Source organism: Saccharopolyspora karakumensis, assembly GCF_004349225.1.
GTDB lineage: Bacteria > Actinomycetota > Actinomycetes > Mycobacteriales > Pseudonocardiaceae > Saccharopolyspora > Saccharopolyspora endophytica.
Map to the genome: position 1 here is coordinate 1 of NZ_SMLA01000050.1, position 14,897 is coordinate 14,897.

A 14,897-nucleotide genomic window follows, 5' to 3' on the forward strand; every position below is an offset into this window, starting at 1 on the left:
GAAACCTCGCGAGCACCTCGGCGGGCACCGGTGCGGGGCGCGCGGGCAGGGGTGGACCCGCGTCGGAACGCCGGAACATTTCTGCTGCGGCGGGTGGGTCGGGGCAGACCCCAGTACCAGAAAGATGGGCCGCGCGCGGCCCAGGGAATCACACCAGGGGACCCGCAAAATCCCGTCAGCGGCGAAATGAGCGGCTGACGGCGAAAAAGAGCAGGTCAGAGCCACGCGTTGACCGGCTTGGTCCGGTGGGCGGTGTGCGGGAAGGACCGAGAACTACTCGGACGGCGGTTGTCCTCGGCGTCGTGCGGTCGATCAGCGGGACTGCTGCTTGATGCGGGCGGTCAGCTCCTGGACGTGCTCGTACACGCGCCGGCGCTCCGCCATCTCCTTGCGGATCTTCTTGTCGGCGTACATGACCGTGGTGTGGTCACGGCTGCCGAAGTACTGCCCGATCTTCGGCAGCGACGAGTCCGTCAGCTCCCGGCACAGGTACATCGCGATCTGCCGGGCCTGGGCCAGCGCCTTCGTCTTGCCGGGCCCGCAGAGGTCGTCCATGGTCACGCCGAAGTAGTCCGCGGTGACCGCCATGATCGTCGGCGCGGTGATCTCCGGGGTCTGCGAGTCCGGGATCAGATCGCGCAGCACGATCTCGGCCAGCTGCAGGTCGACGGGCTGGCGGTTCAGCGACGCGAACGCCGTGACCCGGATCAGCGCGCCCTCCAGCTCGCGGATGTTGCGCTCGATGCGGGAGGCGATGAACTCCAGCACGTCGGCCGGCGCGTTCATCCGGTCCTGGGCCGCCTTCTTGCGGAGGATCGCGATCCGGGTCTCCAGCTCAGGCGGCTGGATGTCGGTGATCAGACCCCACTCGAACCGGGTGCGCAGCCGGTCCTCCAGCGTGCGCAGCCCCTTCGGCGGCCGGTCGGAGGACACCACGATCTGCTTGTTGGAGTTGTGCAGCGTGTTGAAGGTGTGGAAGAACTCCTCCTGAGTACCTTCCTTGCCCTCCAGGAACTGGATGTCGTCGACCAGCAGCACGTCGACGTCCCGGTAGCGGCGCTGGAACGCCACCTGCCGGTCGTCGCGCAGCGAGTTGATGAAGTCGTTGGTGAATTCCTCGGTCGAGACGTACCGGACGCGCATCCCGGGGAACAGCCGTTGCGTGTAGTGCCCGACCGCGTGCAGCAGGTGCGTCTTGCCGAGACCCGACTCGCCCCAGATGAACAGGGGGTTGTACGCCCGAGCGGGTGCCTCGGCCGCGGCGACCGCGGCGGCGTGCGCGAAACGGTTCGACGAACCGATCACGAAGGTGTCGAAGGTGTACTTGGCGTTGAGCCTGGTCTGCGAGGTCGGCGGCGCGTGCTTGGGCGCTGTGAACGGCTGGCCCTGCTGCGGCTCGGCCGACGGGATCGTCTGACCGCCCTGGCCGCGACCGAAGGTCGGCCACACGCCCTCGTCAGCGGCCTGCTCACCGGGTTCGGGCTCGGCCGAGCTCGAACCGGCGGAGGGCTCGGAGCTCTCCGCCGCGGGTTCGGCGGGCTCGGGCTCCGGTTCGGCCTCGGGTTCCGGCTTGGCCGTAGCGGGCTTCGGGACCTCGCCGTTGGGCCACTTGAACTCGGCCGTCGGGAAGTCGATGTCCGCGGCCTTGGGCTTCGGTTCGGGCGCGGCGTGCCTGCCCTGGGGCTCTGAGCTGGGAGAACCGGCGCTGTGCGGACCGGCGCTGGGCACGATCGGGATGGATCCCGTGTGCCCGATCGACCCGGTGTGCGCCGTGTGCCCGAAGGAGCTGTCGCCGCCGTAACCGGGAACGGAGATGTAGCTGGACGACGACTGGTCGCCGCCGCCGCGCGGACTCCACGTCTCCGGGGCAGGTGCGGGCGCCGGCGCGGCGACCGGGCGGGTCGGCGCGGGCACCGCGGTGTCGACCTTCACGGCCAGCGAGACGTCGCGGCCGAGACGGCGGGAGAGGGCATCGGTGATGGGATCGCGCAGCGCGCGTTCGATGGCTTCCTTCGCGAAGTCGCTCGGAGCGGCCAGCAGCGCGGTCCCGTCGAGCAGCCCGATGGGGCGGGTGACCCGCATCCACGCGCGTTGCTGCGGCGAGAGAGTGCCGGAGGACAGCTCCTGCACCACCTCTTCCCAAACTCGACCGAGATCGGCTTGGTGGTCGGACACCGCCTGCTCCCCTCCCCTCGCTTGATGCTCCCCGGTTGCGGCCCCCGTCCCCAACCCCCAAGGTTGCACGGGTAGCGGGTACCACGGAATGAGTGGGCGACTCGATGGACACACGTGTCCACAGAGTTGTCCACAGCTTGTGTATGAAGGTACGGCAGCCCGTTCCGGTGTTTCCCCCTGGGGCCGTAGTACCCCTGCGATCCAGGTCAGTTCCCCCTGACTGCCGACCGATGCTCCCAACCACCGGTCTGCGACATCGCAGGGAGGCACGCTAACAAGCGGCGGCCTCAGCCACAAGCAGGTCCCCGCGGCCTCGCGGAGATCGTGATGTGGCAGGCTCTTCGGTGTCGACGAGCGGTGACCCGATCACCAGCGCGGACATCTCCGCGAGCCTCGCGACCCTCTTCGCCGGACCTGGCCACCTTCGTTATGGGGCCGATATCGCCGGATGCCGACCCCGGCTGTGAACCTGCTGTTGGCTCTGGCGTACCCTCGTACAGTCCCCCGCTTGTGCAGCGGGCATGTCGGCGCGCCGACATCACGCCCGGCCTTGCGGCTCTTGGTCCGTAACCTGCGGACCTGCGGGTTGAAGAACCGGGGACACCAAGACCGAACCGTGGTCCGAAGGCGACCATCGGTGCCTGTAGTAACCGGGAGATCCGACCGTGAGCAAGGGCAAGCGCACTTTCCAGCCGAACAACCGCCGCCGTGCCAGGAAGCACGGGTTCCGGCTGCGCATGCGCACTCGCGCCGGCCGGGCCATCGTGGCCACGCGCCGTCGCCGGGGCCGCGCGCAGCTGTCTGCCTGATCGCGTCCGGCCGTGCTTCCCACGGCAGCCCGGCTGACCAGGAACCAGGACTTTCGCCTGGTGGTCCGTCGTGGTCGTCGGGCCGGACGTCCCCGACTGGTGGTCCACGTCCTGCGCCCGGATCAGACCCGGGCTCGGGACTGTGGTGAGGCCAAGCCGGAGGCTCAAGCTAATACGGCACCCACCCGGGATTCGTCTGCTTCGACCCGGGTGGGTTTTGTCGTCAGCAAGGCCGTGGGTGTCGCGGTGGTGCGCCACCGGGTCGCCCGCCGTCTGCGTCACTTGATGCGCGACCGCCTCCCGGACCTGCCCGCTGGCACACTGGTGGTGGTCCGGGCGCTGCCTCCGGCAGCGGACGCGTCCAGCCGGGAGCTCGGCACGGACATCGACGCGGCGTTGAAGAAGCTTCGCGTCCGTTACCCCGATGACCCGGACAGCAGGTGATGGCGGGGTTGCAGGAGATGGCACCGGATCGGCGGCATGACGAATCGCATGACGAAAGTCGTGCGGGGCGCAAACCCCACCTGTCCGCCTGGCTCCTGCTCGGCCCGGTGCACGTCTACCGCAAGGTCATCTCCCCGCTGCTGCCGCCGATGTGCCGGTTCTACCCCAGCTGCAGCGCCTACGCTGTCGAGGCGCTGACCGTGCACGGGTTGTTCCGCGGCGGATGGCTCACCGTCCGCAGGCTCCTGCGCTGCGGCCCCTGGCACCCCGGAGGACTGGACCCGGTCCCACCACACCGTGAGCGGCGAGCCGGCATTCGCCTTTCCGACAAACCCGCCGAGGAGTAGCCCGCGTGCTGGACTTCATCTACTACCCCGTGTCGGCCATCCTCTGGTTCTGGCACAAGGTCTTCGGCTCCGTGCTCGAACCGTCGAGCGGGTTCGCTTGGGCGCTCTCGGTCATCTTCCTGGTCTTCACCCTGCGCGTTCTGCTGTTCAAGCCGTTCGTGCACCAGGTGCGGTCGATGAAGAAGATGCAGGAGTTCGCTCCCCTGGTGCGGGAGCTGCAGGAGAAGCACGGCGACGACAAGCAGAAGCTCGCCGCGGAGATGCAGAAGCTCCAGACCGAGCAGGGCTTCAACCCGCTCTCCGGCTGCCTGCCCATGCTCGTGCAGGTCCCGGTGTTCATCGGTCTCTTCCACGTGCTCAACGGCTTCAAGCCCGGCGCCCCCGGCAACTTCGTGTTCAACGCCGCCGACGTCGCCTCCTTCGTCGAGGCCGATCTGTTCGGCGCGAAGCTGTCCAACACGCTCAGTCAGCCGGCCGAGCTGCTCGCCACGTTCGGCACCGACCGGCTGTCGATGATGACCGTCGCTGTGCCGCTGATGATCGCCGCTGCGATCGCCACGCACTTCACCGCCCGGCACTCGCTGCAGCGGCAGAGCCCCGAGGCCGCCGCCAGTCCGCAGGCGGCGATGACCAACAAACTGATGCTGTGGATCTTCCCGATGTTCGCTATCGTCGGTGGTCCGTTCCTCCCGCTGGCCATTCTGATCTACTGGCTGGCCAACAACTTCTGGACGCTGGGACAGCAACGAGTGGTGTACCGCCGGATCGATCGCGAGGAGGCTGCGTCCGCTGACGCGCCCGCGGTCGTCGACAGCACCACTGCTGAGAAGGCGCCCGATGACCAACCCGGTGAGATCCCCGGGGTGATCGAAGACCGCGCTCGTGACACGGACAAGCCGGGCGAGACCCGCTGACCCCGTCGCGAACCCCTGGAGAGGAGACACCCAGTGTCTGAAACTGTGCAGGAGAGCCCGGCCGTCGCCGAGGCCACCGACTCCCCCGCCAACGACGAGTCCTCCCCCGAGGTGTCCAACACCGAGGCCCTGCTGGTGCAGGAAGGTGACGTCGCGGGCGACTACCTGGAGCGGCTGCTCGACCTGCTCGACTACGACGGAGACATCGACCTCGATGTCGAGGCCGGACGTGCGGTGGTGAGCATCGACGGAGGCTCCGACCTCGAGAAGCTCGTCGGCGGTCGCGGCCAGGTCCTCGAAGCCCTGCAGGAGCTGACCAGGCTCGCCGTTCAGCAGGACACCGGCGTGCGCAGCCGGCTCATGCTCGACGTCGCCGGCTGGCGAGCCGGGCGCCGCGAGGAGCTCTCCGAGATCGGCCGGTCCACCGCCGAGGAAGTCCTCGAGAGCGGCCAGGAGGCTCGGCTGCGGCCGATGACCCCGTTCGAGCGGAAGATCATCCACGACGCCGTCGCGGCGATCGATGGGGTCTACAGCGAGAGCGAAGGCGAAGAGCCCAACCGCAAGGTCGTCGTCTTCAAGAGCTGACGCCCTCCCCCGCTGAACGCCCCCGTCGGACTTCGGTCCGGCGGGGGCGTTTTGTCGACTTGAACACTTACCGGTGTGCCGTGCCTCGGACTGGGCTGTAGTCGTGGTGCAACCGTTCTGAAACTCTGGTCTGGCTGAATGGTCCTTGGCCTCGCCGGTACTCGTTCGGCGTGGTTTCACGTGAAACAGCGGGTTGGTGCGCGGCTTCGGATCGCGATCCGGCAGGCTAGACGCGAAGTCTTTGGTTTCACGTGAAACAGCGGGGTGAATGTCTTGACCGGAGGTGCGCCCGAGGCGGCGCGGGTCGTTTTCGGCGAGCGAGTGGAGTTGGCGGAGAGGTTCGCCGAGTTACTCCACGAGCACGGAATCCGTCGCGGATTGATCGGTCCACGCGAATTGGACCGGCTCTGGGAAAGACATCTGCTGAACTCTGCTGTGATTGCGGAGTTGCTCCCCCCTCAAAGCCGGGTTGTCGACGTAGGCTCTGGGGCGGGGTTGCCGGGCATCCCGTTGGCGATCGCTCGCCCGGATCTCACCCTCACCTTGCTGGAGCCGATGGCTCGGCGGGTGACGTGGTTGCAGGAAGTCATCACCGAGCTGGCACTCACCGTTGAGGTGGTGCGTGGTCGTGCCGAGGAGGGGCCGGTGCGCGAACGACTTGCCGATCAGGACGTCGTGACCGCGCGCGCCGTGGCGCCGATGGAACGGCTCGCGAAGTGGTCTCTCCCGCTGCTGCGGCAGGACGGCCTACTGCTCGCCATGAAGGGCGACAGCGCGGCTGAGGAACTCGAACGGGATGCGGCGGCGATCGCTGCGGCCGGTGGCGGTCGTGGCGATGTCAAATCATGCGGTGTCGGCGTACTCGATGTGCCGACGACCGTTGTCGTGGTGGAGCGGGTCGCGGCGGCCCGAACCTCGTCCGGTCGGCGTCGTGAGACACGTCGAGCGAGAAAGGAACGTGGACGGTGAATCCGGAGGAAAACGGAGCGGGTCGGGTTTCACGTGAAACAAGGGGGCGCGCGATGGGCGCCATGCGATTCCCCTCCGGCCCGGAGACCAACGCCATGAGCTTCGGCCGGGACGACATCGGCTGGACTCCGATCATGGAGGAGGCGCAACGCGCGACGCGCGTGCTGCACCCCGACGAGCTGGACCTCCCCCGCCCCAAGAACCGGCGCATCATCACCGTGGCCAACCAGAAGGGCGGCGTCGGCAAGACGACGAGCACGGTGAATCTCGCGGCCGGTCTGGCGCTGCACGGGCTCAAGGTTCTGGTGATCGACCTCGACCCGCAGGGCAACGCGAGCACCGCGCTCGGTGTCGAGCACCGCGGTGGCGTCCCCTCGGTCTACGAGGTGCTCCTCGGCGAGATCAGCGTCGCGGACGCGGCCGCCAAGAGCACCCAGTCGGACAACCTCTTCTGCGTTCCGGCCACGATCGACCTCGCCGGCTCGGAGATCGAGCTCGTCACGATGGTGGCTCGTGAAGGCCGTCTGAAGGAGGCGCTGAACTCCGAAGCGGTCGAGGCGCTGGACTTCGACTACGTCTTCGTGGACTGCCCGCCGTCGCTCGGGCTGCTCACGGTGAACGCGTTGGTCGCCGCGCACGAGGTGCTGATCCCGATCCAGTGCGAGTACTACGCGCTGGAGGGTCTGGGACAGCTGCTCCGCAACATCGAGCTGGTGCAGTCCCACCTCAACCCGGCGCTGTGGGTCTCGACGATCCTGCTGACGATGTACGACGGGCGAACCAAGCTCGCCGATCAGGTCACCGCCGAGGTGCGCGGTCACTTCGGTGACCTGACCCTGCGGACGGTGATTCCGCGTAGCGTGAAGATTTCTGAGGCTCCGGGCTTCGGTCAGACTGTGCTGACCTACGATCCGGGATCACGAGGCTCGATGAGCTACCTGGACGCGGCGCGAGAGATCGCGGAGCGGGGTGCCGAAAGGAAGACAGCATGACCGAGCGACGAGGTGGTCTGGGCCGCGGTATCGCCGCGCTGATCCCGAGCGCTCCCCCAGCCGGTGCCGATGGCGCCACGCTGGGCGGGGCGTCCTCAGGGGTCCGTGGTGGGCCCGCGTACGGCGGCTCCCAGCCCGAGCCCTCCGTTTCACGTGAAACGGAGAGCGAGGCGCAGGGATCCGTCGCGGGTGCCGTCTACAAAGAGATCGCCATCGCATCGATCAACCCCAACCCGAAGCAGCCTCGTCAGGTCTTCGACGAGGAAGCGCTCAACGAGTTGGAGCACTCGATCCGCGAGTTCGGGCTCATGCAGCCCATCGTGGTGCGCGAGATCGAGGACGATCAGTACGAGCTGATCATGGGCGAGCGCCGGTGGCGCGCCTCCCAGCTGGCCGGTCTGGAGTACATCCCCGCGATCGTCCGCGAGACCAAGGACGACGCGCTGCTCCGGGACGCGCTGCTGGAGAACATCCACCGCGTGCAGCTCAACCCGCTGGAAGAGGCGGCGGCCTACCAGCAGCTGCTGGACGAGTTCGGCGTTACTCACGATGAACTCGCGGACCGGATCGGTCGGAGCCGTCCGGTCATCACCAACACCATCCGGCTGCTGCGCCTCCCCCTCGAAGTCCAGCGTCGGGTCGCCGTCGGCGTGCTGTCGGCCGGCCACGCCCGCGCGCTGCTGAGCCTCGAGGACGTCGGGCACCAGGAGGACCTGGCGAAGCGGATCGTCGCGGAGGGTCTTTCGGTCCGCGCGACCGAGGAGCAGGTGACGCTCAAGAAGTCCGAGGCTCCTGCGAAGGAGAAGTCCTCGGCGAAGAAGCAGATCCAGGCGCCTGGGTTCGATCGGCTGGCGGACCGGCTCGCGAACCACTTCGACACCAAGGTGAAGGTGGCTCGCGGGAGCCGGAAGGGCAAGATCGTCATCGAATACGGGTCGGTCGACGATCTTGAGCGCATCGCGGAGTTGATCTTGGGTCATGAGGCCCGCGGAATCAGCGAGGAATGACACCGGGGCCTTACGTCACGGTGATGATTACTGATCGTGATCGAATCGGGCGACCTCGGTGACGGTCGGCGATCGACGACAAAGCGGCGGACTCCACGGAGTCCGCCGCTTTTGTTTCACGTGAAACGCGCGAGTCACCCGCCGCGCTTGATCGCCCGCTCGACGAGTCCGGCGTAGGTCTCCCCCAGTGAACGCCCGGCGGCTTCGACGGCCATCGGCAGGAGCGAGGTCTCGGTCAGCCCGGGCGACACCTTCGCGTCGAGGAAGTGCGGGACGCCGTCGGTGTCGATGATCGCGTCCGTCCGCGAGATGTCGCGCAGCCCGAGCAGCTTGTGCGCGGCGATCGCCAGCTCGCCCGCTGCCGCGGCGGTGTCGGCGGAGATGTCCGCCGGGGACCGGTAGTTCGTCAGCCCGGCGGTGTAGCGAGCGGTGTAGTCGTAGACGCCGTCGGCCGCTTCGATCTCGACTGCCGGCAGCGCCTCCGGCCCGTCCGGTCCCTCGACGACGGTGATCGCGACCTCGGTCCCCTCGATGAAGCGCTCGACCAGAACCGCGTCCCCGTAGGACAGCGCGCCCACCATCGCCGACGGCAGGTTCGCCGCGTCGCGCACCACCTGGGCGCCCAGTCCCGAGCCGCCCTGGTCCGGCTTGAGCATCAGCGGCAGACCGAGCTTGCTCACGAGCGCGTCCAGCACTGCTTGCGCTCCCAGCTCGCGGAAGGTCGCGTGCGGCAGTGCCACCCAGTCCGGAGTGGTCAGCCCGGCACGGGCCACCTCAGCCTTCGCAGTGGGCTTGTCCCAGGTGCGACGGGAAGCGTGCGGACCGGTTCCGACGTAGGGGATGCCGAGCATGTCCAGCACGGCCTGCACCGAGCCGTTCTCCCCTTCGCCGCCGTGCAGGGCGATGACCACCGCGTCCGGCTGCTCCTCGGTGAGTCGGGACAGCAGCCGGGCATCGGCGTCCCACTCCGCGACGGTCATGCCGACCGAGCGCAGCGCGGCGGACAACCGGCGGCCGGAACGCAGCGACACATCGCGCTCGTGCGAAAGCCCACCGGCGAGCACGGCAACCCAGCGATCAGACACTCTCTTCAGCACCTCGGAAAAGTAGCGGTCCACTGCACCAGATCAGGCGCAGTGGACCGGTCGTGTGGATGGGGAAAACTCACGCGGTGTCGGGCGACGGCGCCTGCGGTCCCGGCACGCTCCTGGGCGGCACGGTACCGAAGGTGCGAACCAGCTCCATCTCCTCGGACAGCGTGTTGGCGAGCCGGCGCACACCCTCGCGGATCCGCTCCGGCGTCGGGTAGCAGTAGGACAACCGCATCTGACGGCTGCCGAACCCGTCCCGGTAGAAGCCGGTTCCGGAGACGTAGGCGACCCGCTGGGTCACCGCGCGCGGCAGCATCGCCTTCGTGTCCACGCCCTCCGGCACGGTCAGCCAGACGAAGAAGCCGCCCTCCGGCTTCGTCCACGTGCACCCCGCCGGCATGTGCTGCTCCAGCGCGGACATCATCGCGTCGCGGCGTTCCCGGTACTGCTCCTGGAAGATCTTGATCTGGCCCTGCCAGTCGTGCGTCGACAGGTAGCGGGAGACGATCATCTGGTTCAGCGTGGGCGGGCACAGCGTGGCCGACTCGGCCGTGAGGACCAGCTTCTCCCTGATCGCCAGCGGGGCCAGCACCCAGCCCACCCGCAGACCCGATGCGAAGGTCTTCGAGAACGAACCCAGGTACACCACGTTGTCCGGGTCCATGCTGCGCAGCGCCGGGTACGGCTTCCCGTCGAAGCCCAGCAGGCCGTACGGGTTGTCCTCGACGACGAGGATGTCCGCCTGGCGGCAGATCTCCAGGACCTCCGCCCGCCGGTTCACCGCCAGCGTGATGCCGCCCGGGTTGTGGAAGTTCGGGATCGTGTACAGGAACTTGATCCGCTTGCCCTGCTTGCCCAGGTCCGCGATCGCCTGGCGCAGCGCCTCGGGCTGCAGGCCGTCCTCGTCCATGGCGACGTGAACGACCTCGGCCTGGTAGGCGCCGAACGAACCCAGCGCGCCCACGTAGGACGGGCCCTCGGCGAGGATCACGTCACCCGGGTCGCAGAAGATGCGGGTCACCATGTCCAGGCCCATCTGGGAGCCGGCGGTCACCACCACGTCGTCCGGGTGGGCGCTGATCCCCTCCAGGGCCATGACCTCGCAGATCTGCTCGCGCAGTTCCGGCACGCCGTGAGCGGAGCCGTACTGCAGCGCGACCTGCCCGTCCTCGGACACCAGCCTGGCCACCTCGGTGGCCAGGGAGTCCAGCGGGAGGGCGGCGAGGTTCGGCATGCCGCCCGCCAGCGAGACCACCTCGGGGCGGCTGGCGACGGCGAAGAGAGCTCGGATCTCGGAGGCGGTCATCCCGGCGGTCCGCTCGGCGTAACGAGCCCGGTACGCGTCCAGGTTGCGGGCCGCCTTGTCCACGGAGTGGTCAGGCTGGTCCGGTTGGCTTCCTTGATCCGACATATCGCGCTCCCGTTTCGGTTAGGCGCACCAGCGCGTTTGCAGCTCGTACAAACGATCGGGCGATTCTATAGGCCCTATCGTTCCGCGGTATCGCCTGTGTAACAGGTCTCTCGTCGGTGGTCGTGCTCGTGCCCGGTGGCGGCGGGCGCCTCGGGCGCTTTTCGGCCGTTGTTTCACGTGGAACAACAGGTTGGCGCTGGTCGTCGGAGTCCGCCCGTTGGATCTTGGTTCGGTTGCGGTTAGGGATGTCACCCCTTCGAGGCGGCCCGGGTGTGTAGCGGTGCTAGCCGTCCGGCCGGCCAGCGGCTTATTCTGGCGTCAACCCGCCGTGGTCGCGTGCGGGCAATTGCGGCTTGCCAGGAGGTCAGGTGTCGCGACGCGTGGTCGGCATCACGCTGGACAACCTCGACCACCTGCCCCCGAGGTGTCGCCGGTGCGTCTACTGGGAGCTCGCACCGCACATCAGGGAGCAGGCGGAGGAGTTCGGCGAGACCGAGCTCGAGAAGGAGGCCTGGGTCTCCAGCGTCCTGCTGGAGTGGGGCTCCTGCGGGCGCATCATCTACGTCGACGGTGTCCCGGCCGGATACGCGATCTACGCGCCGCCGGCCGCCGTCCCGCGTGCCGCGTCCTTCCCCACCGCGCCGGTGAGCGCGGACGCCGTGCTGCTCACGGCGTTGAAGGTGACCACGGAGTTCGAGGAGGGCGGCCTGGGGCGCGTCCTGGTGCAGAACGTTGCCAAGGACCTCACCCGGCGCGGTGTGAAGGCCGTCGAGGCGTTCGGCGACCTCACCGGCGAAGCCGACGGATGCGTGATCCCGGCCGGGTTCCTCCAGCAGGTCGGTTTCAAGACCGTCCGCCAGCACCCCAAGTGGCCGCGGATGCGCCTGGAGCTGCGCACCGCCATCAGCTGGAAGGAGGACGTCGAGGCGGCCCTGGAGCGCCTGCTGACGTCCGTGACCATCAAGACGGCGGAACCCGCCGTCGGCGGTGCCTGACCGAACGTTGATCGGAACCTGAGCGACTCCCCGGCTGTCTCCGCCTGAGAGCCGCTCAGAACCCGCGGTGGTGCCAGCTGCTCGAGGTGGTCGACAACGAGCGGTTGAGAGGCCCTCAGGCGCCCTCGGCGCGTGCCAGCTCGTGCCGCAGCAGGTCGTCGAAGGTGAAGGTCCCGGTCGGCTGGTCGTCCTTGCCGAGCAGGTACAGGCGCTTCACAGCGACCAGCAGGCCCTCGGCCACCACGTCGCGGAACGACGGGTCGAGCAGGCGGTTGCGGTCGTGCTCGTTGGTCAGGTAGCCGATCTCCATGCGGACGGCGGGCATCCGGGTCAGCCGGAGCACGTCCCAGGTCTTCGGGTGGGTGCGGCAATCGCGCATCCCGGTGCGGGCGACGATCTCGCGCTGCAGGAATCCGGCCAGCGCCTCCCCCACCGTCGAGGTGGTGCCGTTGCCGGTGCCGAAGTGGAAGCTCGCCACGCCCTCGGCGCCCGGGGACGGGTTGGCGTCGGCGTGCAGCGACAGGAACATGTCGGCGCCCGCCTCGTTGGCGAACGCGGCGCGGTCCGAGTCGGGCGGGCAGGCGTTCGGGCCGCGCGTGATCAGCGCTTCCATGCCGGTGGCCACCATCCGGCCTTCGAGCCGGCGGGCCAGGTCCCAGGTCAGGTCGGCCTCGGAGACGTCCCCGACGGTCACGCCGCGGTCGCCGCCGCCGTGGCCCGGGTCGATCACGATGCGCTTGCCGCGCAGCCGCGGTCCGGCGCGCCGGACCTTCTCCTGCTCGCGCAGGAACACCGGGCGGCCACCGCGGACCTTGGGAGCGAGCTGCTTGAGCGCGCGCAGGGTGCCGGGGCCGCAGATGCCGTCCGGGGTGAGCCCGTAGTCGCGCTGGAAGCTGCGCAGCGCCTGCTCCGTCTCGGCGCTGAAGATGCCGTCCGGGCGGCCCGCGTCGTAGCCCAGCTCCAGCAGGCGCTCCTGCAGGGCGAACACGTCGTCGCCGCTGACCGGCTTGGACACCAGGAATGCCAGCGACCGGTCACCGAGGCGCCAGCGGGCGTCGGTCAGGGCGCGGTAGGTCGCCGGGCCGACGACTCCGTCGGTGATCAGGCCCCGCTGCTGCTGGAATCCGCGTACCGCTTGTTCCACCGCTTCGTCGAAGAGCGCGGGCCCTGGCCGGCCGTTTGCCGGCAGCAGTCCCAGCGACGCAAGGGTGTTCTTGATCTCGGCAACGGCCGGACCGACGTCACCGCGGTGGAGCAGCTGCATGCACTCCTCGCTCGATTCAGGCGTCGGCGAGACCGACGCGGAGGATTGTCGGGATTCTCCCGAGTTCTGCGTTTGCGGAGCGGGCCCGCGGGTGGGCGGACCCGTCGGGTCATTGTGCCTTGTGCGCCGTACCCCGGCGCTGCGGCCTACGAGCACCGGGCCGGACGTGCGACAACGGACCGTACGCGAATGATCCCTCGCTGCGGCGAAAACGAGTCCCGCCGCGGCGGCGGTGCTGTGAAAGCACGAACCCGCCGTCACTGTCCTATCGACAAGACGGCGGGCGCGCGTTATTCGGTTGCCTCAAAACGAGGCTGACTTCACAGCGAAATCACAGGTAGTCGGACAGGTCCGACAGCAGCGCGGCCTTGGGCTTGGCGCCGACGATCTGCTTGACCGGCTGGCCGTTCTGGAAGATCAGCAGGGTCGGGACCGACATGACCTGGTAGTCGCGGGAGATGCTGGGGTTCTGGTCGATGTCGAGCTTGGCGACGGTGATCTTGTCGGCGTGCTCGTCGGCGATCTCCTCAAGCACCGGGGCGACCATCTTGCACGGGCCGCACCAGGTCGCCCAGAAGTCGACCAGCACGGGCTTGTCGCTGTCCAAGACGGTGGTCTTGAAGGAATCGGCGTCCACGGTCACGGTGTTGCCGGCCATGTTCATCTCCCTGTTGTTGAAGGTGGGACGGTTTGCTCAGCGGTGCGGGTAGCGGAACCTGACACGCCGCCCGGCTCCGTTGCGCCACTCCTGATGTACGTCCAATTACGCGGCGTCGCGGCGTACTCACCGGACGACGTGTCAGAACCCGCGGCGGTGCAACCTGCGAGGGCGGACCTCCTGGCTCGCGGCTGAGCCGCTCGCACGCACGCGGTTCCGGGACACGCTGTGGAATTGTTCTCGGGGCTCAGGCCCCGTAGCCGCCGCCGACCAGCTCGGAGGCGATCTCGGCCTGCGGGATCTCGTTCTCGGCGAGCCAGCGCTCGGCGTCGATCGCGGCGGAGCAACCGGACCCGGCGGCGGTGATGGCCTGCCGGTAGGTGTGGTCCACCAGGTCGCCGCAGGCGAACACGCCGGGCACCCCGGTGTGCGTGCTGGGCTGCTGCACCTGCACGTAGCCCTCGTCGTCGAGACCGACCTGGCCGCGCACCAGCTGGCTGCGCGGGTCGTGGCCGATGGCCACGAACATGCCGCTCACGGCCAGCTCGGAGGTCTCACCGGTGACGGTGTCGCGCAGCTTCAGCCCGGCGACCTTGCCCTCGCCCTGGACTTCCTCGACGGCCTTGTTGGTCAGCCACTTGATCTTCTCGTTGGCCCGAGCGCGCTCCAGCATGATCTTGGAGGCGCGGAACTCGTCGCGGCGGTGGATGATCGTCACCGACTTCGCGAAGCGGGTCAGGAAGGTGGCCTCCTCCATCGCCGAGTCACCACCGCCGATCACGGCGATGTCCTGGTCGCGGAAGAAGAACCCGTCGCAGGTGGCGCAGGCGGAAACACCGCGGCCGAGCAGGGTTTCCTCGCCCGGGACGCCGAGGTAGCGCGCGGCGGCACCCATCGCGAGGATGACCGCGCGGGCCTCGTGCTCGACCCCGCCTGCGACGACGGTCTTGACGTCACCGGAGAGGTCGATGCGCTCGACGTCCTCGGTGCGCAGCTCGGCGCCGAAGCGCTCGGCCTGCGACCGCATCTGCTCCATCAGGTCGGGACCCATGATCCCGTCTTTGAACCCGGGGTAGTTCTCCACGTCGGTGGTGGTCATCAGTGCCCCACCGAACTGGGTTCCTTCGAAGATCACCGGCTCCAGCTCTGCCCGTGCCGCGTACACCGCAGCGGTGTAGCCGGCAGGACCGGAACCAACGATGATCACGTTGCGGACGTCGCTGGTCACCGCGCCCC

General features: G+C 68.5%; 15 protein-coding genes. 9 read left to right on the forward strand and 6 right to left on the reverse strand.

Translation table 11 applies throughout. The features are described 5' to 3' along the window. Positions 1–312: 312 nt before the first annotated feature. Positions 313–2,175, reverse strand: coding sequence for a chromosomal replication initiator protein DnaA (gene dnaA / locus E1202_RS24645; protein ID WP_132685516.1), 1,863 nt, complete (start codon positions 2,173–2,175; stop codon positions 313–315). A 665-nt stretch (positions 2,176–2,840) separates the two neighbouring features. Between dnaA and rpmH the strand changes: the two genes are divergently transcribed. The 8 genes from rpmH to E1202_RS24685 all read left to right on the forward strand — a co-directional run bounded on the left by rpmH (position 2,841) and on the right by E1202_RS24685 (position 8,242). After that, positions 2,841–2,984, forward strand: coding sequence for a 50S ribosomal protein L34 (gene rpmH, locus E1202_RS24650; RefSeq protein ID WP_132626978.1), 144 nt, complete (start codon positions 2,841–2,843; stop codon positions 2,982–2,984). Positions 2,985–2,996: 12 nt separating this feature from the next. Further along, complete coding sequence (gene rnpA / locus E1202_RS24655) at positions 2,997–3,428, forward strand: ribonuclease P protein component (RefSeq protein WP_132685517.1); 432 nt, start codon at positions 2,997–2,999, stop codon at positions 3,426–3,428. A 17-nt stretch (positions 3,429–3,445) separates the two neighbouring features. Continuing rightward, positions 3,446–3,775, forward strand: coding sequence for a membrane protein insertion efficiency factor YidD (gene yidD, locus E1202_RS24660; protein ID WP_235878973.1), 330 nt, complete (start codon positions 3,446–3,448; stop codon positions 3,773–3,775). Positions 3,776–3,780: 5 nt separating this feature from the next. Then, positions 3,781–4,689, forward strand: a complete 909-nt coding sequence (yidC, locus tag E1202_RS24665; RefSeq protein WP_132685518.1) for a membrane protein insertase YidC — start codon at positions 3,781–3,783, stop codon at positions 4,687–4,689. A 33-nt stretch (positions 4,690–4,722) separates the two neighbouring features. Further along, the gene (locus E1202_RS24670; RefSeq protein WP_132685519.1) at positions 4,723–5,274 is read left to right on the forward strand and encodes a Jag family protein; all 552 of its coding nucleotides are present in this window, start codon (positions 4,723–4,725) and stop codon (positions 5,272–5,274) included. A gap of 273 nt (positions 5,275–5,547) precedes the next feature. Then, the gene (gene rsmG / locus E1202_RS24675; RefSeq protein ID WP_132685520.1) at positions 5,548–6,243 is read left to right on the forward strand and encodes a 16S rRNA (guanine(527)-N(7))-methyltransferase RsmG; all 696 of its coding nucleotides are present in this window, start codon (positions 5,548–5,550) and stop codon (positions 6,241–6,243) included. A 62-nt stretch (positions 6,244–6,305) separates the two neighbouring features. Then, positions 6,306–7,235, forward strand: coding sequence for a ParA family protein (locus E1202_RS24680; RefSeq protein ID WP_281420613.1), 930 nt, complete (start codon positions 6,306–6,308; stop codon positions 7,233–7,235). Next, on the forward strand, positions 7,232–8,242 hold the full coding sequence (locus E1202_RS24685) for a ParB/RepB/Spo0J family partition protein (RefSeq protein ID WP_132685521.1): 1,011 nt from the start codon (positions 7,232–7,234) through the stop codon (positions 8,240–8,242). The genes E1202_RS24680 and E1202_RS24685 overlap by 4 nt, the downstream gene beginning before the upstream one ends. A gap of 134 nt (positions 8,243–8,376) precedes the next feature. Here E1202_RS24685 and E1202_RS24690 read toward each other — a convergent pair whose 3' ends face one another. Both E1202_RS24690 and E1202_RS24695 read right to left on the reverse strand, forming a co-directional pair. Next, on the reverse strand, positions 8,377–9,327 hold the full coding sequence (locus E1202_RS24690; RefSeq protein WP_132685522.1) for a D-alanine--D-alanine ligase family protein: 951 nt from the start codon (positions 9,325–9,327) through the stop codon (positions 8,377–8,379). A 79-nt stretch (positions 9,328–9,406) separates the two neighbouring features. Then, the gene (locus tag E1202_RS24695) at positions 9,407–10,744 is read right to left on the reverse strand and encodes an aminotransferase-like domain-containing protein (RefSeq protein ID WP_132685523.1); all 1,338 of its coding nucleotides are present in this window, start codon (positions 10,742–10,744) and stop codon (positions 9,407–9,409) included. Between the two features lie 368 nt (positions 10,745–11,112). On the opposite strand from E1202_RS24695, the gene E1202_RS24700 reads away from it, so the two are divergent. Next, a complete protein-coding gene (locus tag E1202_RS24700) occupies positions 11,113–11,739 on the forward strand; it encodes a GNAT family N-acetyltransferase (RefSeq protein WP_132677507.1) in 627 nt (208 codons plus the stop codon). Positions 11,740–11,854: 115 nt separating this feature from the next. On the opposite strand, the gene E1202_RS24705 is transcribed toward E1202_RS24700, so the two are convergent. The 3 genes from E1202_RS24705 to trxB form a co-directional block, all read right to left on the reverse strand. After that, a complete protein-coding gene (locus E1202_RS24705) occupies positions 11,855–13,003 on the reverse strand; it encodes an N-acetylmuramoyl-L-alanine amidase (protein WP_132677506.1) in 1,149 nt (382 codons plus the stop codon). A 331-nt stretch (positions 13,004–13,334) separates the two neighbouring features. Next, positions 13,335–13,667, reverse strand: a complete 333-nt coding sequence (gene trxA, locus E1202_RS24710) for a thioredoxin (RefSeq protein WP_328591016.1) — start codon at positions 13,665–13,667, stop codon at positions 13,335–13,337. A gap of 241 nt (positions 13,668–13,908) precedes the next feature. Next, positions 13,909–14,889, reverse strand: a complete 981-nt coding sequence (trxB, locus tag E1202_RS24715; protein ID WP_132685525.1) for a thioredoxin-disulfide reductase — start codon at positions 14,887–14,889, stop codon at positions 13,909–13,911. Positions 14,890–14,897: the final 8 nt, after the last annotated feature.